The organism is Amycolatopsis sp. FU40 (genome assembly GCF_021903635.1).
Lineage (GTDB): Bacteria > Actinomycetota > Actinomycetes > Mycobacteriales > Pseudonocardiaceae > Amycolatopsis > Amycolatopsis dendrobii.
Map to the genome: position 1 here is coordinate 324025 of NZ_CP091381.1, position 25966 is coordinate 349990.

27 protein-coding genes are annotated in these 25966 nt (G+C 69.3%); 17 read left to right on the forward strand and 10 right to left on the reverse strand.

What is annotated here, in order from left to right; genetic code table 11:
• Positions 1-44: 44 nt before the first annotated feature.
• Genes L3Q65_RS02735 through hsaB form a run of 5 tightly spaced genes read left to right on the forward strand, consistent with a single transcriptional unit; the run spans position 45 to position 5140 of the window.
• Entirely contained in the window at positions 45-1631 is a 1587-nt protein-coding gene (locus L3Q65_RS02735; protein ID WP_237598715.1) for an FAD-binding protein, read from the forward strand.
• Between the two features lie 32 nt (positions 1632-1663).
• The gene (gene hsaA, locus L3Q65_RS02740) at positions 1664-2833 is read left to right on the forward strand and encodes a 3-hydroxy-9,10-secoandrosta-1,3,5(10)-triene-9,17-dione monooxygenase oxygenase subunit (protein WP_043829213.1); all 1170 of its coding nucleotides are present in this window, start codon (positions 1664-1666) and stop codon (positions 2831-2833) included.
• On the forward strand, positions 2833-3678 hold the full coding sequence (hsaD, locus tag L3Q65_RS02745) for a 4,5:9,10-diseco-3-hydroxy-5,9,17-trioxoandrosta-1(10),2-diene-4-oate hydrolase (protein ID WP_182890708.1): 846 nt from the start codon (positions 2833-2835) through the stop codon (positions 3676-3678). Before hsaA ends, hsaD begins: the two co-directional genes overlap by 1 nt.
• Positions 3678-4577 (forward strand): iron-dependent extradiol dioxygenase HsaC, encoded by a 900-nt coding sequence (hsaC, locus tag L3Q65_RS02750; protein ID WP_182890707.1) that lies wholly within the window; start codon positions 3678-3680, stop codon positions 4575-4577. The genes hsaD and hsaC overlap by 1 nt, the downstream gene beginning before the upstream one ends.
• On the forward strand, positions 4574-5140 hold the full coding sequence (gene hsaB / locus L3Q65_RS02755; RefSeq protein ID WP_182890706.1) for a 3-hydroxy-9,10-secoandrosta-1,3,5(10)-triene-9,17-dione monooxygenase reductase subunit: 567 nt from the start codon (positions 4574-4576) through the stop codon (positions 5138-5140). The genes hsaC and hsaB overlap by 4 nt, the downstream gene beginning before the upstream one ends.
• Positions 5141-5192: 52 nt before the next feature.
• Here hsaB and L3Q65_RS02760 read toward each other — a convergent pair whose 3' ends face one another.
• Positions 5193-5447, reverse strand: coding sequence for a Smr/MutS family protein (locus L3Q65_RS02760; RefSeq protein WP_009075408.1), 255 nt, complete (start codon positions 5445-5447; stop codon positions 5193-5195).
• A 79-nt stretch (positions 5448-5526) separates the two neighbouring features.
• On the opposite strand from L3Q65_RS02760, the gene L3Q65_RS02765 reads away from it, so the two are divergent.
• Positions 5527-6120: a PadR family transcriptional regulator gene (locus L3Q65_RS02765; RefSeq protein ID WP_237598716.1), complete on the forward strand. Its 594-nt coding sequence runs from the start codon at positions 5527-5529 to the stop codon at positions 6118-6120.
• On the forward strand, positions 6117-7295 hold the full coding sequence (locus L3Q65_RS02770) for an NAD(P)/FAD-dependent oxidoreductase (protein WP_237598717.1): 1179 nt from the start codon (positions 6117-6119) through the stop codon (positions 7293-7295). The genes L3Q65_RS02765 and L3Q65_RS02770 overlap by 4 nt, the downstream gene beginning before the upstream one ends.
• Positions 7296-7299: 4 nt before the next feature.
• On the opposite strand, the gene L3Q65_RS02775 is transcribed toward L3Q65_RS02770, so the two are convergent.
• From L3Q65_RS02775 to L3Q65_RS02790, 4 genes are all read right to left on the reverse strand, one after another.
• Entirely contained in the window at positions 7300-8349 is a 1050-nt protein-coding gene (locus L3Q65_RS02775; RefSeq protein WP_237598718.1) for an MBL fold metallo-hydrolase, read from the reverse strand.
• Positions 8350-8359: 10 nt separating this feature from the next.
• The gene (locus L3Q65_RS02780; protein ID WP_182890702.1) at positions 8360-9394 is read right to left on the reverse strand and encodes an acyl-CoA desaturase; all 1035 of its coding nucleotides are present in this window, start codon (positions 9392-9394) and stop codon (positions 8360-8362) included.
• Positions 9395-9639: 245 nt separating this feature from the next.
• Positions 9640-10521 (reverse strand): NAD(P)-dependent oxidoreductase, encoded by an 882-nt coding sequence (locus tag L3Q65_RS02785; protein WP_237598719.1) that lies wholly within the window; start codon positions 10519-10521, stop codon positions 9640-9642.
• Between the two features lie 14 nt (positions 10522-10535).
• Positions 10536-11102: an NADPH-dependent FMN reductase gene (locus L3Q65_RS02790; RefSeq protein ID WP_182890700.1), complete on the reverse strand. Its 567-nt coding sequence runs from the start codon at positions 11100-11102 to the stop codon at positions 10536-10538.
• A gap of 96 nt (positions 11103-11198) precedes the next feature.
• Between L3Q65_RS02790 and L3Q65_RS02795 the strand changes: the two genes are divergently transcribed.
• The 5 genes from L3Q65_RS02795 to L3Q65_RS02815 all read left to right on the forward strand — a co-directional run bounded on the left by L3Q65_RS02795 (position 11199) and on the right by L3Q65_RS02815 (position 15781).
• A complete protein-coding gene (locus tag L3Q65_RS02795) occupies positions 11199-11663 on the forward strand; it encodes a MarR family winged helix-turn-helix transcriptional regulator (RefSeq protein WP_182890699.1) in 465 nt (154 codons plus the stop codon).
• A gap of 77 nt (positions 11664-11740) precedes the next feature.
• Positions 11741-11938: a hypothetical protein gene (locus L3Q65_RS02800; protein ID WP_037713222.1), complete on the forward strand. Its 198-nt coding sequence runs from the start codon at positions 11741-11743 to the stop codon at positions 11936-11938.
• A 2-nt stretch (positions 11939-11940) separates the two neighbouring features.
• Positions 11941-13374 (forward strand): sodium:solute symporter, encoded by a 1434-nt coding sequence (locus L3Q65_RS02805; RefSeq protein WP_182890698.1) that lies wholly within the window; start codon positions 11941-11943, stop codon positions 13372-13374.
• Positions 13371-14573, forward strand: a complete 1203-nt coding sequence (locus tag L3Q65_RS02810; RefSeq protein WP_182890697.1) for an amidohydrolase family protein — start codon at positions 13371-13373, stop codon at positions 14571-14573. The genes L3Q65_RS02805 and L3Q65_RS02810 overlap by 4 nt, the downstream gene beginning before the upstream one ends.
• Before the next feature lie 41 nt (positions 14574-14614).
• Positions 14615-15781, forward strand: a complete 1167-nt coding sequence (locus tag L3Q65_RS02815; RefSeq protein WP_237601033.1) for a low temperature requirement protein A — start codon at positions 14615-14617, stop codon at positions 15779-15781.
• Between the two features lie 49 nt (positions 15782-15830).
• Here L3Q65_RS02815 and L3Q65_RS02820 read toward each other — a convergent pair whose 3' ends face one another.
• Positions 15831-16646: an alpha/beta fold hydrolase gene (locus tag L3Q65_RS02820; RefSeq protein WP_182890695.1), complete on the reverse strand. Its 816-nt coding sequence runs from the start codon at positions 16644-16646 to the stop codon at positions 15831-15833.
• 82 nt (positions 16647-16728) lie between these two features.
• Between L3Q65_RS02820 and L3Q65_RS02825 the strand changes: the two genes are divergently transcribed.
• Both L3Q65_RS02825 and L3Q65_RS02830 read left to right on the forward strand, forming a co-directional pair.
• Positions 16729-17211 (forward strand): pyridoxamine 5'-phosphate oxidase family protein, encoded by a 483-nt coding sequence (locus tag L3Q65_RS02825; protein ID WP_237598720.1) that lies wholly within the window; start codon positions 16729-16731, stop codon positions 17209-17211.
• A 349-nt stretch (positions 17212-17560) separates the two neighbouring features.
• On the forward strand, positions 17561-17938 hold the full coding sequence (locus L3Q65_RS02830) for a VOC family protein (protein ID WP_237598721.1): 378 nt from the start codon (positions 17561-17563) through the stop codon (positions 17936-17938).
• A gap of 245 nt (positions 17939-18183) precedes the next feature.
• Here the strand turns inward: L3Q65_RS02830 and L3Q65_RS02835 are convergent, their stop codons facing one another.
• Positions 18184-19314, reverse strand: a complete 1131-nt coding sequence (locus L3Q65_RS02835; RefSeq protein WP_182890692.1) for a steroid 3-ketoacyl-CoA thiolase — start codon at positions 19312-19314, stop codon at positions 18184-18186.
• Positions 19315-19568: 254 nt separating this feature from the next.
• On the opposite strand from L3Q65_RS02835, the gene L3Q65_RS02840 reads away from it, so the two are divergent.
• From L3Q65_RS02840 to L3Q65_RS02850, 3 genes are all read left to right on the forward strand, one after another.
• The gene (locus L3Q65_RS02840; RefSeq protein ID WP_182890691.1) at positions 19569-20795 is read left to right on the forward strand and encodes a cytochrome P450; all 1227 of its coding nucleotides are present in this window, start codon (positions 19569-19571) and stop codon (positions 20793-20795) included.
• Positions 20796-20861: 66 nt separating this feature from the next.
• Positions 20862-21647, forward strand: a complete 786-nt coding sequence (locus L3Q65_RS02845) for a transglutaminase family protein (protein WP_237598722.1) — start codon at positions 20862-20864, stop codon at positions 21645-21647.
• A gap of 43 nt (positions 21648-21690) precedes the next feature.
• Positions 21691-22719: a YhjD/YihY/BrkB family envelope integrity protein gene (locus L3Q65_RS02850; RefSeq protein WP_182890689.1), complete on the forward strand. Its 1029-nt coding sequence runs from the start codon at positions 21691-21693 to the stop codon at positions 22717-22719.
• Here the strand turns inward: L3Q65_RS02850 and L3Q65_RS02855 are convergent.
• From L3Q65_RS02855 to L3Q65_RS02865, 3 genes are read right to left on the reverse strand one after another with little or no spacing between them, the layout of a single operon-like run.
• The gene (locus L3Q65_RS02855; RefSeq protein ID WP_237598723.1) at positions 22716-23876 is read right to left on the reverse strand and encodes a thiolase domain-containing protein; all 1161 of its coding nucleotides are present in this window, start codon (positions 23874-23876) and stop codon (positions 22716-22718) included. The two genes, L3Q65_RS02850 and L3Q65_RS02855, sit on opposite strands and share 4 nt — an antisense overlap.
• Positions 23873-24925, reverse strand: a complete 1053-nt coding sequence (locus tag L3Q65_RS02860; protein ID WP_182890687.1) for a thiolase domain-containing protein — start codon at positions 24923-24925, stop codon at positions 23873-23875. The genes L3Q65_RS02855 and L3Q65_RS02860 overlap by 4 nt, the downstream gene beginning before the upstream one ends.
• A gap of 6 nt (positions 24926-24931) precedes the next feature.
• On the reverse strand, positions 24932-25915 hold the full coding sequence (locus tag L3Q65_RS02865) for a Zn-ribbon domain-containing OB-fold protein (protein ID WP_237598724.1): 984 nt from the start codon (positions 25913-25915) through the stop codon (positions 24932-24934).
• Between the last annotated feature and the right edge of the window lie 51 nt (positions 25916-25966).

Genomic DNA, 25966 nt, shown 5'->3' on the forward strand with positions numbered 1-25966 from the left:
GTCACCATAGACGAGAACGTGTTCCAGTTCTAGGGTGGCGGACTATGGACGAGCTCGGGGCGGACGTCGTGATCATCGGAGCCGGCGCGGCCGGCGTGTGCGCGGCCATCGAAGCGGCCGACGCGGGCGCCGAGGTGCTGCTCGTCGACCGGTTCTCCGGCGGCGGGGCCAGTCGCATGAGCGGCGGCGTGGTCTACGCCGGGGGAGGGACGCCGCAGCAACGCGCCGCGGGCGTCGAGGACAGCGTGGACGCGATGTACGCGTACCTGCGGATGGAAACCGGCGACGTCGTGTCGGAGCGGACGTTGCGGCGGTTCTGCGAGGAAAGCGTCGACATGGTCGCGTGGCTGGAGCGCCAAGGTGTGCCTTTCGAAGGCAGCATGTGCGACTACAAGACGTCGTATCCCAGCAACAAGCACTATCTGTACTACTCCGGCAGCGAACTGTCCGGCGGCTTCCGCGACGTGGCGAAACCCGCGCCGCGCGGACACCGGGTCAAGGGGCCGGGCACGTCCGGGAAGCTGCTGATGAAGCAGTTGCTGGCGGCGGCTCGCGGGCGCGGCGTGAAGGTGCTGCCGCAGACGCAGGCGATGAACCTGATCACCGACGACTCGGGCACGGTCACCGGGGTGCTCACGCACACTTTGCGGGACGCGCCTTCGTGGGTGCGGGCGCGGCATGCGCGGCTCGCGGATTGGGCGGCGAAGCCGGGCATCTACGTGCCCGCGATGCGCCGGTCGCTGCACCAGCGGGTGGAGCGGATCGAGCGCAAGCACGCGCGTGAGCTGCGGATCAGCGCGCGCCGGGGCGTCGTGCTGTCGGCGGGCGGGTTCATCGTGAACCGGGCGATGGTGCGCGAGCACGCGCCCGCGTACCGCGGCGGCCTCGATCTCGGGACCTCGGCCGACGACGGGTCCGGCATCCGGATGGGCGTCGAGGCCGGCGGGCGCACGGCGGAGCTGGACCGGGTGTCGGCGTGGCGGTTCCTGACGCCGCCGTCGGCGTTTCTCGGCGGCCTGCTGGTGGGCGCGGACGGCCGCCGGATCATCGACGAATCCCGTTACGGCGCGGCGATCGGCGAGCGCATGATCGCCGAGCACGGCGGCCGCGGCTGGCTGCTGGTCGACGAGCCGATCGTCGCCGAAGCCCGGCGCGACGGGCGAAAACAAGGCCAATGGTTCGCGACGCTGCAACTGCGCTATCTGCTCGGCAAGGGCCGGGTGACCGCCGGGACGATCGAGGAAGTGGCCGCGCGGGCCGGGATCGACCCGGCCGGGCTGACGGCGACCTATGCCGAGTATCAGCGCGGTCCGGATCCGGCGGGCAAACCGGAGGACTTCGCGCGGCCCTTGGACACGCCGCCGTACTCGCTGATCGACGTGTCGGTGAAACCCAACCTCGGCTATCCGTGCCCGATGCTGACGCTGGGCGGCTTGGTGGTCGACGAGGACACCGGTGCGGTGGCTGGCGTGCGCGGTCTTTACGCCGCCGGGCGCACCGCGGTGGGAATCTGTTCCAGGTCGTATGTGAGCGGGCTTTCGCTGGCTGACTGCGTGTTTTCCGGCCGCCGGGCAGGGTTGCACGGCGCTCGCGGGGTGGACCGCGTCGACAAAAACGAGAACGTGTTCTAGTCTTGAGCGTGTCGAGCGAGAGAGGACGGCCGATGAGCGAGCTGGCTGCCGTGATCGCGGGGGTGCGCGACCTGCTTCCCGTGCTGCGGGAACGCGCACAGGAGACCGAGGATGCCCGTCGGATCCCCGCCGAATCCGTGAAAGCGCTGCAGGAGACCGGATTTTTCCGCCTGCTGCAACCGAAACCGTACGGCGGCTTGGAAGCCGACCCGGTCACCTTCTACACCGCGGTCAAGCTCATCGCGAGCGCCTGCGGGTCCACCGGATGGGTCGCGTCGATTCTCGGCGTGCACCCGTGGCACGTCGCGTTGTTCGACGCGCAAGCCCAGGCGGACGTGTGGGGCGAAGACCACGACGTGCGGATTTCTTCTTCGTACGCGCCGATGGGCAAGGCGACCGTGGTCGAGGGCGGCTACCGGCTGTCCGGGCGGTGGAGCTTCTCGTCCGGAAGCGACCACTGCACGTGGGTGCTGCTGGGCGGGCCCGCGTTCGCCGACGGCAAGCCGGTGGACTTCTGCACGTATCTCGTGCCGATCTCGGACTACTCCATTGTGGACGTCTGGGACACGGTCGGGCTGCGCGGCACCGGGTCCAACGACATCGTCGTCGAGGACGTGTTCGTGCCGAAGCACCGCGCGCTGAGCTTCATGGCGACGTCGAAGTGCAAGACCCCGGGCCAGGAAGTCAACCCGGGCCCGCTGTACCGGCTGCCGTACGGTTCCGTGCACCCGAGCACCATCACCGCGCCGATCATCGGGATGGCCCAGGGCGCGTACGACGCGCACGTCGAGCACCAGGGCAAGCGGGTGCGGGCGGCGTACGCGGGCGAACAGTCCAAAGAGGACCCGTTCTCGAAGGTGCGGATCGCCGAGGCGGGCAGCGAGATCGACGCGGCCTGGCTGCAGCTGACGCACAACATCGACGAGCTGTACCAGCTGGCCTGCAAGGGCGAGAAGCTGCCGTTCAGCACGCGGCTGCGGGTGCGCCGGGACCAGGTGCGCGGCACCGAGCGGGCGATCTCCGCGATCGACCGGCTTTTCGAGAACTCCGGCGGCCGCGCGTTGCAGCGGGGCACGCCGATCCAGCGCTTCTGGCGCGACGCGCACGCGGGCCGGGTGCACGCGGCGAACGACGCCGAGCGCGCGTACGTCATGTTCGGCACCGGCGAGTTCGGTTTGCCCGTCGAGAATGCGATGGTCTGATGGCTCCCGAAGGTTCCTATGCAGACACTGCGGGCGGCATTCGCCTGCACTACCACGAATCCGGCGCGGAGAACGCCGAGACGGTGCTGCTGCTGCACGGCGGCGGCCCGGGCGCCTCGGCGTGGAGCAACTTCGGCCGGAACCTGCCGGTGTTCGGAAAGTCTTACCGGACACTGGCGATCGACCAGCCGGGGTTCGGCCGGTCCGACAAGCCGACGGACCACCCGCAGTACTTCCGGCACAGCTCGGACGCGGTCGTCGGCCTGATGGACCGGCTCGGCATCGAAAAGGCGCACCTCGTCGGCAATTCGCTCGGCGCGGGTGCGGCGGTGCGGCTCGCGCTGAACCATCCGGGACGCGCGGGACGGCTGGTGCTGATGGGCGCGGGCGGGTTGAGCGTCAACCTGTTCGCCCCGGACCCGACCGAAGGCGTGCGGCTGCTGTCCAAGTTCGCCGGGGATCCGACGCGGGAGCGGATGGAAGCGTTCCTCCGGATCATGGTGCACGATCAGGCTCTGGTGACCGACGAGCTGATCGACGAACGGTTCGAGATCGCGCGTTCGCCGGAGTCGCTCGCCGCGATGCGGGCGATGGGCAAGTCGTTCAGCCTGCCGGACTCCTTCGAGGAAGGCATGTTGTGGCGCGAGGCTTACCGCCTGCGGCAACGGGTCTTGCTCGTGTGGGGCCGGGAGGACCGGGTCAACCCGCTCGACGGCGCGCTGCTGGCGTTGAAGACGATCCCGCGCGCGCAACTGCACGTGTTCGGCGGCTGCGGGCACTGGGCGCAGCTGGAGAAGTTCGACGAGTTCAACCGACTCGCCCTCGACTTCCTCGGGAGTTCGTGATGGCTATCCGTTCGCTGGGATATCTGCGCATCGAAGCCACGGACATGGACGCCTGGCGCGTCTACGGGCTGAAGGTGCTCGGCATGGTGGAGGGTTCGGGTTCCGATCCGAACGCGCTCTACCTGCGCATGGACGATTTCCCGGCGCGATTGGTGATCGTGCCGGGGGAAAAGGACCGCCTGGCGGTAGCGGGCTGGGAAGCGGCCGACGCCGCGGAACTGGACGACGTCCGCGCCCGGCTCGACGCGGCTTCGGTGCCGTACAAGGAAGGCACGCCCGAGGAGCTGGCTGACCGCCGGGTGGCGGAGATGATCAGCTTCGCCGATCCGTCCGGCAACACCCTGGAGGTGTTCCACGGGGTCGCGTTGCAGCACCGGCGGGTGGTGAGCCCGTACGGCCATCGGTTCGTGACCGGCGAGCAGGGCCTCGGCCACGTGGTTTTGTCGACCCACGACGACGAGGCCGCGCTGCGGTTCTACCGGGACGTGCTGGGCTTCCGGCTCCGCGACTCGATGCGCCTCCCGCCGCAGATGGTCGGCCGTCCCGCCGACGGCGACCCGGCGTGGCTGCGGTTCTTCGGCTGCAATCCGCGCCACCACAGCCTGGCGTTCCTGCCGATGCCGACGCCGAGCGGGATCGTGCACCTGATGGTGGAGGTCGAGGAGACCGACGACGTCGGGTTGTGCCTGGACCGCGCGAAGCGCAAGAACGTCCCGATGTCGGCGACGCTGGGCAGGCACGTGAACGACCTGATGCTGTCGTTCTACATGAAGACCCCGGGCGGCTTCGACGTCGAGTTCGGCTGCGAGGGCCGTCAGGTCGAGGACGAGGACTGGATCGCTCGCGAGAGCACCGCGGTTTCGTTGTGGGGCCACGACTTCTCCGTGGGCGCGCAATGACAGCCGCCGTCTCCGGCGCCGTGCCGGACCGGTTTCGCGAGGTGCTGGGCCACTTCTGCACCGGGGTGACCGTGGTGACCGGCTACGTCGAGGATTCCTCGGCGGTCGCGCCGACCGGACCGGTGGGTTTCGCCTGCCAGTCCTTCGCCGCGTTGTCGCTGGACCCGCCGCTGGTGCTGTTCTGCGTCGCCCGGACGTCGCGCACCTGGCCCGCGCTGGCCGCGGCGGGCACGTTCGCGGTGAACGTGCTCGCCGAAGACCAGCAGGCGCTCTGCGCCGAGTTCGGCCGGCGAGGCGGCGACAAGTTCTCCGGCGTGACCTGGCGGCCCGCGCCGTCGGGCGCGCCGCTGCTGGACGGGGCGCTGACCTGGGTGGACTGCGAGGTGCAGGCAGTCCACCCGGCCGGGGACCACTACGTGGTGGTCGGCCGCGTGACCGCACTGGGCGAGACGTCCGACGCCCGCCCGCTGCTGTTCCACCGCGGCCAGTACACGGTCACCGAACCGGTGCCGGACGCGCTCACCGCGCTGATGCCCTGGCCCCGTCCGGACGACTGGCTCTGACTCCCTCGTGAGCGGCGATCACGGTTAGAACCGTGCTCGCCGCTCACGAGGTTTATTTCCAGCGGAAGTGCACGAACACCCGCCCGAAGTTGTCTTTGTCCTTCTCGACGCGGTGGTAGAGCGCCTTCACGTCCTTGCGCTCCAGGAACCGCAGCACGTGCTTCTTCAGCTGCCCTGACCCCTTGCCCGGGATGATCTCCACGAGCGGCGCCTTCTTCGCGACCGCCTCGTCGATGACCGCGCGCAGTGCCCGGTCGATCTCCCCGCCGCGGTTGTAGATGTCGTGAAGATCGAGCTTGAGCTTCATAGGTCCTTCCTACCCCACGCATTCATAGTCGACATCGACTACTCTTCTGCGTATAGTCGATCCTGACTAAGGAGCTGTGGTGAAGCGACGCGTGGTGGGGAATCCGCTCGGGCTGGCCGTGCTGGCGGGCTTGCTCGAGGAGCCGATGCATCCGTACGAGATGGCGCGGCGGCTCGTGGAGTACGGCAAGGAGCGGGATTTCAAGTACACCCGCAGCTCGCTGTACATGGTGGTCGGGCAGCTGGAGAAGGCCGGGTTCATCGCGGCGCAGGAGACGCTGCGCGATTCGGCGCGTCCGGAGCGGACGGTCTACGCCATCACGCCTACCGGGCGGCTCGAGCTGCTCGACTGGATGCGCGAGCTCGTCGCCGAGCCGGCCACCGAGTATCCGCTGTTCGGGGCGGCGTTGTCGCTGTTCGTCGTGCTGCCCGTGGACGAACTGCTCAAGCTGCTCCAGCAGCGGCTCGTCGCGCTCGCCGCGATCGCGGACGACATCCGCGCGACGATCGACGCGGGGCGGGAGCAGGGGCTCGCCTGGTGGTTCCTGGTCGAGGAGGACTACCGGCTGACGAAGGTCGAGGCGGAGCGCGGCTTCGTCGAACGGCTCGCCGAGTCGGTCGCCGGGGAGGACTACCGGCAGGCGTGGGAAACCTATTTCAAGGGGAGAACATGAACGTATCAGTGATCGGCGGCGGCATCGCCGGTGCGGCCACCGCGATGGCGTTGCAGCGCGCGGGAATCGAAGCCACTGTCTACGAGGCTTATCCGAAGGCGGCGGACGGAGTCGGCAGCGCGCTGACGCTGTCTCCCAACGGCCGCAACGCTTTGCGGCAGATCGGCGCCGACGACGCGGTGGCCGCGGTCGGCATCGAAGTGCCCGGGATGGTGATGCAGAACCACAAAGGCCGCGTGGTCGGCAGATTCGACGGACTGCCGGACCTGCCGCCGAGCCTGCTGCTGCGCCGGGACCGGCTGTACCGCGCGCTGATGGACGAAGCATTGAGCCGGGGGATCACCGTCGAATTCGGCAAACGGCTGAAGTCCGTCGAGAACAAAGCGGACCAGGCGATCGCGCACTTCGCGGACGGTTCTTCCGCGGCAGGCGACGTGCTGATCGGAGCGGACGGCATCCGGTCGGCAGTCCGGTCCGCTTTGGACCCAGCGGCTGCCGCTCCGCGCTACACCGGACTGCTCGGCCTCGGCGGCTGGATCCACAACCCCGGCCTGCCGGTCACCGGGAACTACCAGCACTTCGCCTTCGGCAAGCGGGCGTTCTTCGGCTACTTCATCGACGCGGACGAGATTCTCTGGTTCAGCAACGTCCCCGCCGCCGACCCGGCCGAGGCGAAAACCGCGCCGCCGCAACACTGGCTCTCGGTGCTGCGCGAACGGCACGCGGACGACGTCCCGGCGCGGGACATCATCGCCTTGCTGAAGCCGGAAGACGTTGGCCGGCCAGGAATCCTGGAGGACATCCCGACGGTGCGGACGTGGCATCGCGGCCGGATCGTCCTGGTCGGAGACGCCGCGCATCCGACGTCGCCGAGTTCCGGGCAGGGAGCGTCGCAGGCGGTCGAGAGTTCGCTCGAACTGGCCCGCGCGCTGCGGGACGCTCCTGACGTGGCAACGGCTTTCGCCCAGTACGAGGCGGCCCGGCGGGAACGGGTCGAACGGATCATCGCGCGAGCGGCGAAGATCAACAACGACAAGGCGGCGGGGCCGGTCGCGCGGATCATGCGCGACTTGCTGATGCCCGTGATGATGAAGACGGCGATGAGCCCGGAGAAGATGTTCGGCGACGTGCACCGGCACCGGGTCGAGTTCGCGGCTTCGTCCGTCCCGGCTTAGCGGGTCAGCCGAGGGTCTGCCACCATCCGTCCACCGGCGGCGGGGCGGACGCGTCGACGCGCTGCCCCGGCTTCGGGATCGCGAGCGGGAGGTCGCTGGCCTTCGCCTCCCGCCACACCCGGTCCGCTGGATCCGACCAGGTGTGCATGGCCAGCGTGAACGTCGCCCAGTGCACCGGGATTAGCAGCCCGCCGCGCACGTCCAGATGGGCGGCGACGCCTTCCTCCGGTGTCATGTGGATGTCCGGCCAGTGCGGGGCGTACGCGCCGACCTGGATCAGCGTCGCGTCGAACGGGCCGTACTTCGCGCCGATCTCGGCGAAACCGGCGAAATATCCGGTGTCGCCGCTGTAGTAGACGCGATGCGCCGGACCGGCGATCACCCACGACGCCCACAGCGTGCTGTCGTTCGCGAGGCCGCGGCCGGAAAAATGCTGCGCCGGCGTGGCGACGAACCGGATCCCGGCCACGAGGGCGTCCTCGTGCCAGTCGAGTTCGATGATCCGCGCGGCCGGGACGTGCCACCGTTCGAGGTGCGCGCCGACGCCGAGCGGGACGAGAAACGGCGCGTCGGTCAGCGAGATCAATGCCTGGACGGTGGGCAGGTCCAGGTGGTCGTAGTGGTCGTGGGAGATCACGATCGCGTCCAGTTCGCCCAGCTCCCGCAGCGAAACCGGGGGAGCGTGCAACCGCCGCGGCCCGGCGAACGCGGCGGGCGAAACCCGGTCGCCCCATACCGGATCGCACAGCACGCGGGCGCCGTCGATCTCCACCAGCGTCGACGCATGTCCGTACCAGGTAAGGAAAAGACCGTCGGCGGAGGAGGCGGCGGGCGAGGAGATCAGCGGGATCGCGCCGCCCGGTCGGCGGAGGGCGTGGTCCTCGCCGAACAGGAACTCGCGCACGAGCCCGCCGGGGGAGGAGGGCGTCGCACGAGTGGCGGCGGCGTTGTGGAAGACGCCGCCGTCGTACTGCGGAGACCGGCGCATCCGCTCAGCACGAGCTCCGGCGGCCTTCGCGCCGAACGCCGCCGGAGTCAATGCTTGGAAGCTCATGCCACCGAGTCTACGAAGCGTTCCTGAGAGGAGCCCCAGCTTCGTGCAGGTGCCGCAGCGTCTGCCGGTACGAGGACACCAGCCCGGTGCGCAGGTACGGGATGCCGATCTCGGCGCAGTACGCCTCCACCACCGGCTGGGCGCGGCGCAGGTGCACCGACGGCATGCTCGGGAACAAATGGTGCTCGATCTGGTGGTTGAGGCCGCCGAGCAGGACGTCGATCACCGGTCCGCCCGCGACGTTCCGGGAGGTGAGCACCTGCTTGCGCAGGAAGTCCAGGTCCGTTTTGCCGGTCAGCGTCGGCATGCCCTTGTGGTTCGGCGCGAAGATCGAACCCATGTAGACGCCCCACAGCCCCTGGTGGACCGCGAAGAACAGCAGCGCGAGCCCCGGCGGGAGGACGATGAACAGCGCGGCGAGGTAGACCGCGAGGTGGGTGAACAGCAGCCCCGCTTCGAGCCCGCGACGGCGCAGGCCGGGGCGCGTGACGGCGCGGATGCCGGACCAGTGCAGGTTGAGGCCTTCGAGGGTGAGCAGCGGGAAGAACAAGAACGCCTGGTGCCGGCCGATGAACCGGGGCACGCCGCGCGCCTCGCGAGCCTGCCGCTGAGACCAGACGAGCACGTCCGGGTCGACGTCCGGGTCCAGTTCCTCGTGGTTCGGATTCGCGTGGTGCCGGGTGTGCTTGTCCATCCACCACCCGTAGCTCATCCCGATGCCGAGGTTCCCGGCGAGACGCCCGGCGATCTCCGCGGGACGGCGCGTCCGGAACACCTGCCGGTGCGCCAGATCGTGCGAAAGCAGGGCGATCTGCCCGAACATGAACGCCTGGAACGCGGCCACGGCCAGCTGCCACCACGAGTCGCCGAGCAGCGCGAACGCGACCCAGCCTCCCGCGAACAGCACGGTCACGAGCGCGATTCGAGCGGTGTAGTAGCCGGGGCGGCGGTCGAGCAGACCGGCGTCGGCGATCCGGCGGCAAAGCCGGGCGAAGTCGCTTCCCGGCCGTGGGGGCGAGGGGAGGACGAGCTTTTCGGTGGTCACCCGGGCGAGTATTGCGGCGCGGCGCCCCGGCGGGAAACCAGCAGACCCGACGGCTCGTGCTGGGGTTGTCCCCACCCCGCTCGTGTGCATTCCGGAAGCGGTGCTGCTCAAGCGCGTGACGAGTCGCCGGGCGAGCGCTCCGGCACGGCCTCCAGGGGCGGCAGGGTTACTCCGGGTGCCAAGGAAATTTCCATCGTTCGGCGGTCCGCCGCCCCTTCCGCCGCCGCTGCGCGAAGCGCCGTTCCTCAGCGCGGTTCGCCGCCGGACCGCCGCCGGGTCACCTCCGCGATGCTCGCCCAGTCGAGGTCCGCGCCGACCTGCTCGACCGCGGTGGCGAACACGTCCTGCAGAACCGGCCCGGCGGGCAGGTCGACGCCCAGTTCGCCGGCGGTGTCCAGCGCGAGCTTCAGGTCCTTCAGCCCCAGCGCGGCGGTGAACCCCGGCGGCGCGTAGGCGCTGTTAGCGATAGCGTCCCCGTAGCCGCGGTAAACGGTGCCGGGGAAGACGGAATCGTTGATCATGTCGACGAACCGCCCGGTGTCCAGTCCGGCGTGCTCCAGCACGGTGATCGACTCGGACAGCGCCTGCAACGCGTGAATGATCAGATAGTTCACCGAAATCTTCGCCGTCGGCGCGGCGTCCACGGCGTCGCCGAACTCCCAGACCTGCCGTCCGATCGCGGCGAGCATCGGCGAGGCTTCGGCACGGGCCTCCGCGTCGCCGGACACCAGCACGGTCAGCTTCCCCGCCACCACGGCTTCCGGACGGCCGACCACGGGTGCGCTCAGATACCGTCCGCCCTGCGCAGCGAACTCGCGGGCCGCTTCCGGGCTGATGGTCGCGTGGTTGACGTGGACGAAGCCCTCCGGAGCGGAGCGGAGCCGCTCGGCGGTGAACACCTGCCGCACCGCGTTCTCGTCGCTCAGCATGGAAAAGACGGTCCCGGCGGCGATCGCGTCCTCGGGAGTTTCGCCCACGTTCGCGCCTCGCGCGGCCAGATCGTCCGCTTTGCCCGCGCTGCGGCTCCACACGGTGACGTCGTATCCCGCGTCAAGCAGGCGACCGGCGATAGCGGCGCCCATCCTCCCGAGTCCGATGAAACCTACCCGGCGAGATGGTTCGGTCATGATCATTCCTCCAGTCATTGACGGCTCACGGCCTCGGTCATCTCTTCGTCGATCTTGCGCAGCAGCGTGCGGTTCGGACGCAGCGTGCCTTCGATGTCGCGCAACTGCCCGTTGTCGTCCACGTCCGCGTCGGTGATGACGGCTTCGACGTGCGTGCCGAGCACTCGCATGTGCAGCCCGTGCAGGACGGTGACGAACTGCTCGGCGGCCTTCCCTCCGCCGCGGGTGCCGTAGGAGAGCAGGCTGGCGGGCCGGTCGCGCCACTCCCGGCAGAGATAGTCCAGCGCGTTCTTGAGCACCCCCGGATAGCCCCAATTGTATTGCGGGAAAACGAAAAAGAACCCGTGATAGCTCTGCACCAGCTCGCTCCAGGCCCGGGTGTGCTCGTGCGCGTACTGCTGCGCCGCGGCCTTGACGGGCTCGTCGAGGAACGGCAACGCGATCTCCGCGAGGTCGACCAGTCCGTAGCCGAGTCCGCTGCCCTCCTGCAGCCGGGCCCGCGTCCAGGCCGCGACATCCCCGCAAATCCGGGAAGGGCGGGTGCTTCCCACGACGACGGCGATGCGTTTCCTGTCTGCCATGGGCGCGTTTCTCCCGTTTGGTTCGTCTAGCGGACTGTTGGTGACACGAACTAAAATAGTTGGTGTCACGAACTAAGTCAAGCTAACCTGGTCCCCGTGACCGTTTCCCCGCCCGCAGACGCCCCGCCGCCGGAGCTGAACCTCACCGACGCCCTCGTCCAGCTGTCGTTCATCGTGCAAGCCGTACTGGGCCGGCTGGCCGGGGAACAAGGACTGTCGGTCACCCAGCTGCGCATGCTCGCCGTACTGGACGACCGCGAGATCGGCATGCGGCAACTGGCCGGAATCCTCGAACTGGAGAAGTCCAGCGTCACCGGGCTGGTGGACCGGGCCGAACGCCGAGGCTTGGTCCAGCGCATCGCAGTCCCCGGCAACCGCCGCGCCGTCCACGTCACGGTCACCTCGGCGGGGCGAGCTGTGGTGCACCAGGTGCGCGACGCGATCGACACCGAACTGGGCCAACTGGCGGCGACCCTGAGCGAAAGCCGCCAGGACACCTTCCGCCGCACCGTCGAATCGCTGATCCACCACTACGCGACCGAACACGCCATCCCGCTGTAAACCTGACCGCGGCGAGGGCTGCGAAACCGGTATGAAACCAACCTGCCGAGAGCCGCCCCTTCTGGCAGCGTGTGCCCATGCGCAGCTACTACCTCCCCCCGATCGTCCCCGTAGTCGCTCTCGTCCTCATGCCGTTCCTCCCCTTCGTCAACTCGTCGGGCCTGTGGCTGGGCTTGCCGAAGATGATGGTGTGGGGCGCTTTCTGGTGTCTCATGTTCACTCCGGCGCTGCTGCTGTCGGAACGGCTCCTGTCCCGCAGCGGCGAGGAGGATTGACGATGATCCTCGCCTTCACCCTCGCCGGCATCGTGCTCATCGGCGTGCTCGGCTTCGTGGGCCGCCGCCGTCCCGCCGCGGACCTCGCGGAATGGACCGTCGGCGGCCGCAAGTTCGGCGCGCTGACCATGTGGTTTCTGCAGGCGGGCGAGGTCTTCACGACCTTCACCTTCCTCGGCATGGCCGGGCTGGCGTTCTCCGGCGGCGTGGCCGCGATGTACGCGCTGCCGTACGTGCCGATCGCCTACGTGGTCCTGTTCTTCCTCGCCAAGCGGATCTGGCGGATGGGCAAGGAACGCGGCTATCTGACCCAGGGCGACTTCCTCGAGGATCGGTACTCGAGCCGCGCGCTGGGCACGGTGTCGGCGATCCTCGGCGTCGTGTTCGTGCTGCCGTACCTGCAACTGCAGATCACCGGGCTCGGGCTGATCGTCCGGCTCGTGACCGGCGACCACGCGTCCGGCACGCTCAGCATGATCGCGGGCAGCGTGCTGGTGGTCGCGTTCGTGCTGTGGGCCGGGCTGCGCGGCGTCGCGGCGACGTCGTACTTCAAGGACGCGATCATGCTCGTCGTCCTGGTGGTGCTGATCATCGCGGTGCCCGCGCACTTCGCGGGCGGCGTGTCCGGGGTGTTCCACAAGATCGACCAGCTGCATCCGGAGAAGCTGTTCGTGCACGCCGGGGCCAACGACCACACGTGGTTCATCACGAGCATGCTGGTCAGCGCGATCGGCGTCGGGCTGATGACGCTGCCGCACACGTGGCCCGCGCTGATGTCCGCGCGCGACCCGAAGGTGCTGCGCCGCAACTACACCTGGATGCCGGTCTACGAGCTGTGCCTGCTGCTGCCGATGATCATCGGATTCGCGGCGATCCTGGTGGTGCCCAAGGGAAGCGACCCGAACGGCGTGCTGCTGTCGTTGAGCAAGGAGGCGCTGCCGGGCTGGGTCACCGGGCTCGTGGTCGTCGCCGCGACAGCCACCGCGATGGTGCCCGCGGCGGGCATCCTGATCGGCATTTCCTCGTTGGTGGCAAGGAACATCACCCGGGTGCGCAGCGAGCGCAAGCAGTTCTGGATCAACCACGGGACGGTCGTGCTGGCCAGCGCGCTCGCCCTCGTGCTCGGCATCTTCCGGCCGGACCTGCTGGCGAACCTGCTGCTGCTCACCTACTCCGGGTCGGTGCAGCTGGCCCCGGCGAACCTGCTGGGCTTCCTGAAGAAGGTCCCGGTCGGCAAGGCCCCGGTGTTCGCCGGGCTGCTGGCGGGCGAGGTCGTGGTGATCTGGCTGACCTTCGTGGACACCAAGCTCGTCGGCACCGTGAACGTCGGGCTGGTCGGGCTCGCGGTCAACGTGGTCGTGCTCGCGATCGCGGCAGCTGTCGAACGGGCCGTGACCCGGTCCGGAGACGTTGTGCAGACAGGAGAACCGGTATGACACGGACCCTTTTCGCCGGCGGCACGGTGTTCGACGGGACGGGCAGCGCGCCCGCGCCCGCGGACGTCGCGGTCGAGGACGGCCGGATCGTCGATGTCGGCACGGGCCTCGACGGCGACCGCGCGGTGGACTGCGCCGGGGCGATGCTGCTGCCCGGGATGTTCGACTGCCACGTGCACGTCACGGTGTCCGACCTGGGGTTGCTGCAGCGGGTCCAGAAGCCGTTCTCGTACCAGTTCTACGAGGCGGCCCGGAACCTGTGGACGACGCTGAAGCTCGGCATCACCACGGTGCGCGACGCCGCCGGGGCCGATCTCGGCATCAAGCAGGCGGTCGCGGACGGCCTGATTCCCGGTCCCCGTCTGGAAATCGCGATCGGCCTGATCAGCCCGACGGGCGGGCACGGCGACGGGTGGATGCCGTCCGGGCATTGCGTCCCGCTGTCGCTCCCGCACCCCGGCCGCCCGAGCGCGCTGGCCGACGGCCCCGACGAGATGCGCCGAGTCGCCCGGACGCTGCTGCGCGCCGGGGCCGACGTGCTGAAGGTCTGTACCACCGGCGGCGTGCTGTCTCCTCGGGACGATCCGCGGCATTCGCAGTTCACGCCGGAGGAACTGGACGTCCTGGTCGCCGAAGCGACCATGCAGGGGCGAGCGGTGATGGCCCACGCACAGGGCGCGGAAGGGGTCAAGAACGCCGTCCGCGCCGGGATCCGGTCGATCGAACACGGCATCTACCTCGACGACGAGGCGATCGAGCTGATGCTCGCGCGCGGCGCCTGGCTCGTCCCGACACTGGTGGCTCCGGTGAACGTCATCCGCGCGGCGGCCGCGGGCGCCGCGCTGCCGGATGCGGTGGTGCAGAAGGCGAAAGAGGTCGCGGAAGTGCATCTCGAGTCGGTGCGCCGGGCCGTCGACGCCGGAGTCCGGATCGCGATGGGCACCGACAGCGGCGTCGGCCCGCACGGGACGAACCTCGAAGAGCTGGAACTGATGCGCTCGGCCGGGATGAGCCCTGCGGACGTGCTGGTCGCCGCCACGTCGTCGGCCGCTCAACTGCTGGGCAAGGACGCCGAACTCGGTCGCCTGGCACCGGGGTATCGCGCGGACCTCGTGGTCGTTTCGGGCGATATTTACGATTTCCCGGCGCTGGCGGGGAATGTTCGGGAAGTGTGGCAGGACGGGGCGCGCGCGGTTTAGGGCGGGGCTTTCCCGGGCACGGCATACTGGCCGCCGTGATCATGAAAACCGAGGAACGCCACGCTTCCTGGCTCGAGCTTTTCTTCGACCTGGTCGCGGTCGCCGGCGTCGCCCAGCTTTCGCACCTCGTGCGCGGAACGACTTCCTGGAGCGACGCCGGCCTCTACGTCGTGTGCTTCCTCGCGTTCTGGACCGCGTGGATGTGCTTCACCGTGTACGGCAACGTCACCGGCGAAGCGGCCCGCACGATGCCCGTGCTGCTCGCGATGGCCGGACTGGTTTTCATGGCCGGTTCGGTGCACGACATCGGCGAGCACGCACAGGGTTTCGCCATCTCTTACGTGGCGGTGCGCGCGCTCGCCAGCCGGGTCTGGGAAGGCCGGGAAAACACGCGGATCATCGTCGAATGGCCGGTGGTGCACGCCGGGATGGGCGTGGTGCCGTGGTTCGTTTCGTTCTGGGTCGACGCGCCGTGGAAGTACGCGCTGTGGGCACTCGGGCTGGGGATCGACCTGATCGCCGGGCTGACCATGTCGGGAGAGCAGGTCGCGGCCAAGGTCGCGGAACGGGCCACCCAGTCCAAGCGGCCGATGCCAGGGCTGGCTTTCGCGCACTTGGACGTCGCGCACTTCGGCGAGCGGCTGGGGCTTTTCACGATCATCGTGCTGGGCGAGGGCGTCCTGACGGTCACCGACGCGATGACGGAGATCCCGGACTGGGAGTGGCCGCTGATCACGACCGTGCTCGGGGTTCTGGCGCTGCTCGCGGCTTTGTGGGGAGCGGCGTTGTTCCAGGGGTTCGGCGGGATTCCCTACCTGTCCCACGCCGCTTGGGGCCCGCGGGTGCTGCTGCCGGTGCACTGCCTGGTGGCCGGTTTGCTGGCAGCGCTGGCGGCCGGATTCGGGGATGCCGTGGAGTCGGTCGCGCACGGACACGTCGCCGCGGGGACGCGATGGCTGCTGTGCGGTTGTGTCGCGGCGTTCACGGTGGTGGGCGTGGTGGCGCGGGTGGCTTCCGGGAAGTGGAAACCGTGGGATTTCGTCGCCGTGCTCGCCGGAGTGGGGATTCCGGCCGCACTGGGCTTCGCCGGCGGGGGACTGCCTCCGGCGCGGTTCTTGTGGGTGCTGCTGCTGGCGATCCTGCCGGGGTTGGTGCGGGAGTTCCCCCGACGTCGCCCGGTTGCCGCTTCGGGCGCGGACGGCCGGTAAGGGGGAACCCTCAAGGACTCTGATTCCTTCAGAGTTCCCCGCACGGCTTTCAGACGTTGGCGAGGAGATCCTTCAACGCGGCCGCGAACTTGGCCGGATTCCGTTGCGGCGCCAGGTGCGCACCCGGCGTCTCGGTGAACGGCAGGCCCAGTTCGAGCGCGAGAATCTTGGCGGGCTGGTAGTGGTACCAGCCGCGGCTGGCTTCCCCGGCGACCGGCACGATCTCGGTGTTCGTCCGGCGCAGCGCGCGCAAATCCGGCAGGTAGTCGAAGAACTCGGTCAGCTCGCGGTCGAACAACCGGAGCCAGTCGCCCTCGTTCGGCAGCCGCAGACGCGGCAGGTCGGGCAGCGCGGCACCGGCGATCCCGTCCGCGAACCGCGTGACCGCGCCCATCAGATCACCCGAACGGGCCAACCGGACCTGCGCCGCGGCGGCCTCGAGAATCCCCTCGGCGTCCGGCATCAACTGGATCGCGGGCGGTTCGTGCGCGACGAACGCGGCGACCCGATCCGGATACCGCGCGACGAGATCCAGCCCGATCAACGCGCCGGCACTGGTGCCGAACATCGAAACCGGCCCGCTCCCGCCGACGTGGTCGAGAACCGCGAGCGCGTCGTCCGCCTGCAGTGCCACCGGAACGGGCCCGGTCGTGGTGTCCGTGCTGGAGAAATGGCCGCGGCGGTCGTAGGTGATCACGGTGTAGTCCGTGCGCAAAAGCTTGACCAGCGCCCGGAACGAGTCCGCCGCACCGGTCCCGCCGGGGACCAGCAGCAGCCGCGGTCCCTCGCCGGTCGTGCGGACGGCCAGCTCGCCGCCCTCGACCGGACAGCGATGCTCGGCAGTCTCGGCGTCTTCCGCGATCATGCCGAGAGTCAAGCACAACCCGGGTCACCCGATGGCTTCCGGGACGCCGGTTTTTGTCGGTGGCGGGTGGGAGACTCCGGAAATGACGAGTTGGGATGAGTTCAGTGCCGCCGCCCCGACACTGGCCTCGCGCGTACGGGCCCGCTTCGCCGCTGCGGATTCGCACGTCTTGGCCACCCTGCGCAGCGACGGTTCGCCACGCGTGAGCGGTTCGGAGATCGACTTCCGCGACGGCGAGGCGTACATCGGGTCGATGCTCGACGCCGTGAAGGCCCGCGATCTTCAGCGTGACGACCGCTTCGCCCTGCACGCCTACCCCGGCATCGAGGAAGGCGGCGACGCGAAAATCGCCGGGCACGCGGTGGAGATCACCGATCCGGCGGAGGTCGCGCGCATCCAGGAGGGACAGGAAAGCCATCTGTTCCGGCTGGATCTGCGGGAGGCCGTGGTGACGTGGGTGGAGGACAACACGCTGTGGATCGAATCGTGGCACCCGGGCAGCTGGGTGCGGTTCGCGAGGCCGGACAACGGTCCCGCGGTGCGGACGGAGCTGCAACTGGGGTGACGGGCCGACCAGCGGGCGATCCGCGCGGCGGGTCTGGTGAGGGGAGTGGCAGCCGATAGGAGAGTCAGGCGGCCAGCAAACGGGCTTTGGCTGGGGTGAAGCACCTGGACGGTCCTGATCGAGCGGGCCGTCAACTGTGCGCGCCGGGACAGAGTGCGCGCCGGAAACAGGGGGGAGCGCCGGAAACTGGAGGGAGCGCCGGGACGGCGGCAGCGTGGGCAGCGGCAGCGAGCGATAAGTGTGGCGAGGCGGTGAAGTGTGGCGAGGCGGTGAAGTGTGGCGAGGCGGTGAAGTGTGGCGAGGCGGTGAAGCGTGGAGCGAACAGCGCGCCGAGCCCTAACCTGGCCCGATGAAACTCACCTCCACCGTGCTCGACGCACCGGATCCCCGGGCGCTGGCCGAGTTCTACCGGGAGTTGCTCGGGTGGCCGATCGGCGCTGACGAGCCGGAGTGGGTCACCTTGCGGCCGTCCGAGGGCGGGGCGGGGCTGTCGTTCCAACTGGAGACGCAGTACGTCCCGCCGGCGTGGCCTGCCGGGCCGGGGGAGCAGCAGATGCAGCTGCACCTCGACTTCGAGGTCGACGGGCGCGCGGCATTGGAAGCTGCGGTCGCGAAGGCGGTCGAGGGAGGGGCTCGGGTCGCGGAGTTTCAGCCGCAACAGCTGGTGCGCGTGTTGCTGGATCCGGCTGGGCATCCGTTCTGCTTCTGGACGGACGACCGGCCTTAGCCGACATCGCGACACCGCGATCCGTGCGAAGGCGGAAAGGCTGGGCTCGCACCAGCCGCGGCCTCGAACCCGTCGGCCCGCGAGAGTTCCCTTGCCACAGCGGAACCGGTGCCAGCCCGGCAAGAAATCCGGCCCGACTCAGCCCGGCACCGGCCCGACCCAGCTCGGCACCGGCCCGACCCAGCTGTCCTGGGCCGATTCAGTCCCGCACCGGGGCCGACCCAGCCCTGCCCCGGCCAGTCCGCTCAGATCCGCTCCAGAATCGTCGCCGTGGCCATCGCCCCGCCAGCACACATCGAAACCAGCGCCGTCGTCGCGTCGCGGCGCTCGAGTTCGTGCAGTGCGGTCGTCAGCAGCCGCGCGCCGGTGCTCCCCACCGGGTGTCCCAGCGCGATCGCGCCGCCGTTGACGTTCACTCGCGTCTCGTCCGGATTGTGCATGCGCTGCCACGAAAGCACGACCGACGCGAAGGCCTCGTTCACCTCGAACAGGTCCACGTCGCCGATTTTCATCCCGGCCGCTTCGAGAACCCGCGTCGTGGCCTGGACGGGACCGTCGAGGTGGTAGTACGGCTCCGCGCCGACCAAGGCCTGCCGCCGGATCCGCGCACGCGGGCGCAGGCCGAGCGAGCGGGCCAGCGAGGCGTCCATGATCAGCACCGCCGCGGCGCCGTCGGAGATCTGGGACGACGAACCCGCCGTGTGGATTCCGTCCGGCACCACGGGCTTCAACCGCGCCAGACCCTCCATCGTGGTCTCCCGCAGGCCCTGATCCCGTTCCACCACACCGGCTTCCGTCGTGACCGGCACGATCTCCCGCGAGAAATGCCCGGCCGCCCACGCGGCGGCGGCGTTGGTCTGCGACCGCACCCCGAAAGCGTCGACGTCCTCGCGCGTGATGCCTCGCCGGATCGCGATCCGTTCTGCCGCACCGTATTGGTCCGGCATGTCGACCGACCACGCGTCCGGTTTGGGGGAGCCGACGCCCTCGCCGCGGTTGGCGCCAAGGGGAACGCGGCTCATCGCCTCGGCGCCGCACGCCACGCCCACCCTGATCGCGTCCGCGGCGATCAAGCCCGCGATCAGATGCGCGGCCTGCTGCGCCGAACCGCATTGCGCGTCGATCGTCGTGGCGCCGGTCGATTCCGGCAGGCCCGCGTGCAGCCAGGCGGTGCGGGTCAGGTTGCCGCACTGCTCGCCCGCCTGCGTGACGGCTCCGCCGATCACCTGCTCCACCTCGGCCGGATCGATGTCCGCCCGTTCGACCACTCCGCGCACCGCCGCGCCCAGCAGTTCGGCCGCGTGCAGGCCGGACAGCCAGCCGCCGCGCTTGCCGATCGGCGTGCGTGCCGCGGCCACGATCACCGGTTCGCCCACGAGTGTCCCCTTTCCCTGCTTCAGCACAGCAAAACTAGAACACGTTCCTGTTAATGACAAGCGGCCGCACGGCAGCGCGGAAGTCGATCACCAGAAGATGAGCGAGCACTCACCTGCGGCAATTGGTTCTGGAACGGTAAAGTAAACAGGTTTCACTCAAGCGGGTTCCGTTGGTTAACACCGTATGCTCTACTGGGGTCATAGAACGCGTTGCAGTTGGGTATCACCGCCGATCCCGCGCAGGAGGCCAAGCCGTGGCAGCTCCGCTTTTGCCCGCCGGTTTCGACTTCACCGATCCGGACCTCTACGCCAGCCGGCTGCCCCTGGAGGAGTTCGCCGAACTCCGCCGCACGGCGCCCGTCTGGTGGAACCCGCAGCCGCACAACACCGCCGGATTCGGCGACGACGGCTATTGGGTCGTCACGCGACATGCCGACGTCAAGGCGGTCTCGCGCGACAGCGAGCTCTACTCGTCGAGGGAAAAGACCGCGATCATCCGGTTCGACGACCAGATGACCGCCGAGGGCCTCGACGCCAACCGGCTCGTCCTGCTGAACATGGACGCGCCGCAGCACACCAAGCTCCGCCGCATCGTGTCGAAGGGGTTCACCCCGCGCTCGATCGCGAAGCTCGAGGACACCTTGCGCGACCGCGCCGAGCGGATCGTGCACGAGGCCAAGAAGAAGGGCTCCGGCGACTTCGTCACCGACGTCGCGTGCGAGCTGCCGCTGCAGGCGATCGCCGAGCTGATCGGCGTGCCGCAGGAGGACCGGCTCAAGCTCTTCGACTGGTCCAACCAGATGGTCGCCTACGACGACCCGGAATACGACCTCGAGCCGATCGCCGCGTCCGCGGAACTCGTCGGCTACGCCTGGAACATGGCCGAGGACCGCCGCCGCTGCCCGATGGACGACATCGTCACGAAGCTCGTCCAGGCCGACGTCGACGGCGAATCGCTCGGCTCCGACGAGTTCGGCTTCTTCGTGATCCTGCTGGCCGTCGCGGGCAACGAGACCACCCGCAACGCCATCACGCACGGCATGAAGGCGTTCCTGGACCACCCGGACCAGTGGGACGTCTTCAAGGAGCAGCGCCCGAAGACCGCGCCGGACGAGATCGTCCGCTGGGCGACGCCGGTCGTCGCGTTCCAGCGCACCGCGACCCGCGACACCGAACTGGGCGGCGCGCAGATCCGCAAGGGCGACCGCGTCGGGATGTTCTACAGCTCGGCCAACTTCGACCCCGAGGTCTTCGACGAGCCCGGCAAGTTCGACATCCTGCGCGAGGACAACCAGCACGTCGGCTTCGGCGGCACCGGTTCGCACTACTGCATCGGCGCGAACCTGGCCCGGCTGGAGATCGACCTGATCTTCAACGCGATCGCCGAAGCGATGCCGGGCATCGCCGAGGTCTCCGCGCCCGAGCGGCTGCGGTCCAGCTGGCTCAACGGGATCAAGCACTACCAGGTCCGCTACGCCTGAGCAGGCGAAACGCCCGGGCAAGCGACCTGATCGGCAAGGAGCGCGGCGCACCGGCATGATGGCCCCGTGCGCACGACGGTAGACGCGGAATTCGGCGTCCGGGTGACGAAACCCGGCCTCGCCGCGATCTCGGTCGCCGCCGTGCGCGCGGACGCCGGCGAACTCACCGTGTCCGACGCCGGTTCCGCGCGCACCGCCGAGTTCGAGCACGGCACCCGCGCGGAGGTGTACGACCTCGCCGAGGGCGAGCATCGCGTTGCCTACCACGGCGAACGAGTGCTGCACCGCGGCAACGCCGAACCCGTCACGCTCGCCGACATCGCGCGGTACACGCGGCCCAGCCGGTACTGCCCGTCGGACCGGATGGGCGGTCTGCTGCCGCCGGGCATCGGGGACCTGACCGGCGCGCGGGCGCGAGTACAGGCGATCGTCGACCACGTGCACGGCAGGCTCTCGTACGTCGTCGGTTCCGGCGGCCCCACCCACGACGCCATCGACACTCTCCTCGCGGGCGAAGGCGTCTGTCGCGACTTCGCGCACGTATGCGTCGCGCTGTGCCGGCTCGTCGACGTACCCGCGCGCTACACGTCGGTGTACGCGCCGGGTTTGCAGCCGATGGACTTCCACGCGGTTTTCGAAGCGGGCATCGACGGCCGCTGGTACGTCTTCGACGCCACCCGGCTGGCCCCGCGCCAGACCATGCTCCGCATCGCGACCGGACGCGACGCCGCCGACACCCCGTTCCTCGCGACGCTGGACTGCGAACTCGACTTCCTCGGCGCGACCGTCTTCGCCACGACCGACGAGCCGCTGCCGCGTGACGACGGGCACGCCCCGGTCGTACTGGCCTGAATGCGTGTCTTTTGCGACAAACAGCGCGTCCGCTGGGTAAACAGTGACGGTGAAGCGTTCCCGCAAGACCCCCGGGCCGAGCAAGTGGGCCCGCGCGCGTGCCCGGTACCGATGGCTGGACCACATCGCGCGCGCCACCAACCGGTACATCGACTACGGCGGCTACCACTACGTCGCGTCGATCACCTACTTCAGCCTGCTGTCGCTGGTGCCGATTTTGATGCTGTCCTCGTCGGCGGCCGGCTTCGTGCTCGCGACGCAGCCGCATCTGCTCGACGCGCTGGTGCGCGGCATCTCCGGATCGCTGCCCGGCCCGATCGGCGCCCAGGTGTCGTCGATCCTGACCGGGTTCGTCGAGCAGCGCACCGGCGTCGGGGTCGCCGGTCTGGTCGTCGGGCTGTACTCCGGCTGGAACTGGATGAACGCGCTGCGGGACGCGCTCACCGCGATGTACGGCCAGAACCGGTCCGAGGGGCCGCTGCTGCGCACGATCCTGATGGACGTCCTGGCGTTGCTCGGCCTGGCCGCGGCGCTGCTGGTGTCGTTCGGGATCTCGGTGTCCGGCACCGCGGTAGGCCGTTCGCTGCTGGGGCTGGTCGGTGTCGAGGACACGAGCTGGGGACACAACCTGCTGTCGTTCGTCTCGGTGCCGCTCGCGCTGCTCGCCGACTGGATGGTGTTCCTGTGGGTGCTCACCCGGTTGCCGCGGGAGCGCGTCGGCTGGCGCAGCGCGATGCGCGGCGCGGTCGCCGCGGCGGTGGGGTTCGAACTGCTCAAACTGGCCGGCGGGTTCTACCTGAACTTGATCAGCAAATCGCCGTCCGGCGTGGCGTTCGGTTCGGTGATCGGTCTGCTGTTCTTCATCTCGCTGATCGCGCGGATGCTCGTGTACATCACCGCCTGGACCGCCACCGCCCGCGACGCTCCGCGCAAACCGATCCAGCCTCCGGCGGCGACGCAGCTGCGGCCGATCATCGCGCCCAAGCAGAACAACGGGAAGGCGGCTCTGCTGGGCGCGATGGTCGGGGCATTGGGGACGTTGTTCGCCTTGCGGGGGCGGCGAAAGGACTAAGGCTTCTCCGAGCCGACGACCCACATGCTGAAGTACTGCGAGCCGCCGCCGTACGCGTGTCCTAACGCGACACGAGCACCGTCCACTTGGTAATCACCGGCACGGCCCATCACCTGCTTCGCCGCTTCGGAGAACCGCAACATCCCGGATGCGCCAATGGGATTCGACGACAGCACGCCGCCCGACGGATTCACCGGCAGACGTCCGCCGATCGCGGTGTCACCGGCTTCGGTGATCTTCCAGCCCTCGCCTTCGGCGGCGAAGCCGAGGTTTTCCAGCCACATCGGCTCGAACCAGGAGAACGGCACGTAGATCTCCGCGACGTCCACTTCGGACAGCGGATCCTTGATGCCCGCGTCGCGCCACAACGCGGCCGCTGCGTCGCGACCGGCTTGCGGGCTGACCTGGTCGCGTCCGGCGAACGTCGTGGGCTCGGTCCGCATCGCCGTCGCGTGGATCCAGGCCGCACCGCCCGGCACGGCGTCCCCGGCGGCTTCGTCGCCGAGCACCATCGCGCAGGCGCCGTCGGAGGACGGACACGTTTCGTCGTACCGGATCGGGTCCCACAGCATCTGCGACGCCTGCACCGACTCGACCGTGATGTCGGACTGCTGCAAGTGCGCGAACGGATTCAACGCGCCATTGCGCCGATCCTTCGCCGCCACGATCGCGCCGATGTGTTCCGGAGCGCCGGAACGGCGGATGTAGGACCGCACGTGCGGCGCGAAGTAGCCACCGGCTCCGGCGCCGACCGGCATCTGGAACGGCGGCAGGATCGACAGGCCCCACATCGCGTTCGATTCGGACTGTTTCTCGAACGCCACCGTCAGCACGCGCCGGTGCACGCCGGACTGGACCAGCGAAGCGGCGACCAGCGCCGTCGATCCGCCGACCGAACCCGCGGTGTGCACGCGAATCAACGGCTTCCCGTTCGCGCCCAACGCGTCCGCGAGGAACAGTTCGGGCATCATGACGCCCTCGAACAGGTCCGGCGCCTTGCCGATCACGACCGCCTCGATGTCGTCCCAGCCGACCTGGGCGTCCGCCATCGCGCGGTCGATCGCTTCGCGGAGCAGACCGGCCATCGACACGTCGGTGCGCTTCGCGCGGTGGTGCGTCTGCCCGGTCCCGAGCACCGCGGCGAGCTGCTTGGTCATCGTGCCTCCAGCACGGCGAGGAGGTTCTGCTGCAGGGCAGGTCCGCTGGTCGCGTGCGCGAGCGTCTTGGCCGCCTCGCCGCGATGGATGCGCGCGGCGGCCTCGCCGATCCGCGCGAGCCCGGCAGAGAACATGGGATTCCCGGTGAGCGCGCCGCCGGACGGGCTGATCCGCACGCCGTCGTCGAGGCCGAGTTCACGGCGCAGGATGAGTTCCTGATGCGTGAACGGCGCGTGCAGTTCGGCCAATTCGACACCGTCGAGATCCAGCCGTTCCGCGGCGATGGCGGTCGACGGGGAACGCGTGAGGTCGCGCGCGCCGAGAACGGGGGAGTCGATGCGGTGCTCCAGCCCGGAGATGATCGCGGGCCGCTCCACGAGGTCGCGGGCCCGTTCCTCCGAGGCCAGGATGATCACCGACGCGCCGTCCGTCACCGGCGCGATGTCGTGCGCGCGAAGGGGATCGGCGACATACGGTGTGTCCAGCAGTTCGGCGACGTCCACGGTTCCGGAGAGCTGCGCGGCTGGATTGTCCGCCGCGTCCGCACGCGATCGGGCGGCGACTTCGGCAAGGTCCTTTTCGGACCACAGCCCGCCTTCGAGGCCCAGCCGGGCTTGCAGGCCGGCGATCGCCAGCGAATCCGGCCACAGCGGAGTGACGAGGTACGGGTCCAGCTGCATCGCCATGACCCGGCGGAGCTGTCCGGCGCTGGCTTTGCCGAATCCGTACACGAGCGCGGTGTCGACCTCGCCGGTGCGGATCTTCAGCCACGCCTCATACAGCGCCCAGGCGGCGTCCATTTCCACATGGGACTCGTGGATCGGCGGGAACGCGCCCAGCGCGTCCACCGCGGCGATGAACGAAAATGCCCGCCCGGCAAGGTAATCCGACGATCCTGAGCACCAGAATCCGATGTCTTGTTTGGACAGTCCGGTCGCGGCGAACGCCTCGGCGAGGATCGGCACAAGCATTTCCACGCCGTTGGTGGTGCCCTCGGTCTTGCGGACGTTGGGCGCCTGCGCGAAACCGGCTACGGCTACTTCAGGCATGGTTCCTCACAGGTGATGGGCGAAGGTCTCGTACGCGGCGTCCGGTTCGCCGGTGGGCTCGAAGTGGCTGATGTTCTCCAGCGACGTCCACCATTCCTCGCGCGGCCGCCAGTTGGCGCGCACGCGCATGCCCATCCGGACCTCCTCGGCGGCACAGCCGAGCACGAGGTGCAGGAAGGCGATGTCGGCCCCGTCGAGCAGGATGTACGCCGCGACGTACGGCGGTTTGATGCGCTGGCCGAGGAACGGCACGTTGACGATGCAGAACGTCGTGACGATGCCGGTGTCGGGCAATTCCACCTCGTCGGTGGTCGGCACGCCGTCGACCGGGCAGGCACCGCGCGGCGGGATGTAGACCTTGCCGCATTCGGGGCAGCGCTGGCCGAGCATCCGCCCTTCGGCGAGCCCGCGCAGGTACCGGCTTTCCTCCGGCGACGCGGAATGCTGGTACTTCAGGTGCACCGGCGTGATGATCACGCTGACCGGCGCGCCGTCCTCGCGTTCCGCCACCGGCGGAGGAGCTTCGGTGGGCGTGGTGTCCGGGGCGTCCGCGGGCAGGAAGTACGCGATGTCGCGGATGTGGCCGACCGTTTCCTCCGCCCACCGCACGCGCACGCGCTGTCCGATGTGGACATTGTCCGGCGAGCCGGCGTCGAGGGCGTGCAGCAGACTGGTGTCCGCGCCGTCGAGTTTCACCAGCACCCAGGCGAACGGACGCGACAGCGGCTGGCCGTCGAGCGGATCCGCGCACCAGGACCAGGAAACGACAACGCCTTCCGCGGCGACCGGGACGAATTCCGTCAAGGGGTCGGCGGTGGCCGGGTCGTACTCGACCGGGGGCACGTGCACGCGCCCGTCGCTGCCGCGCACGCCTTCGATCCGGCGTTCGCGCAGCGCGTTCACGAAGCGGCCGAGCACCGGCCCGGTCGAACGGGTGTAGTCGAAGCCGACGTTGAGCGGCGCCGACAGAGGAGCATCCGAAACCGTCACGGCTTCGAGTGAAACACGTTCTCGAATCCGAGGCAAGGAACCTGTTGTGTC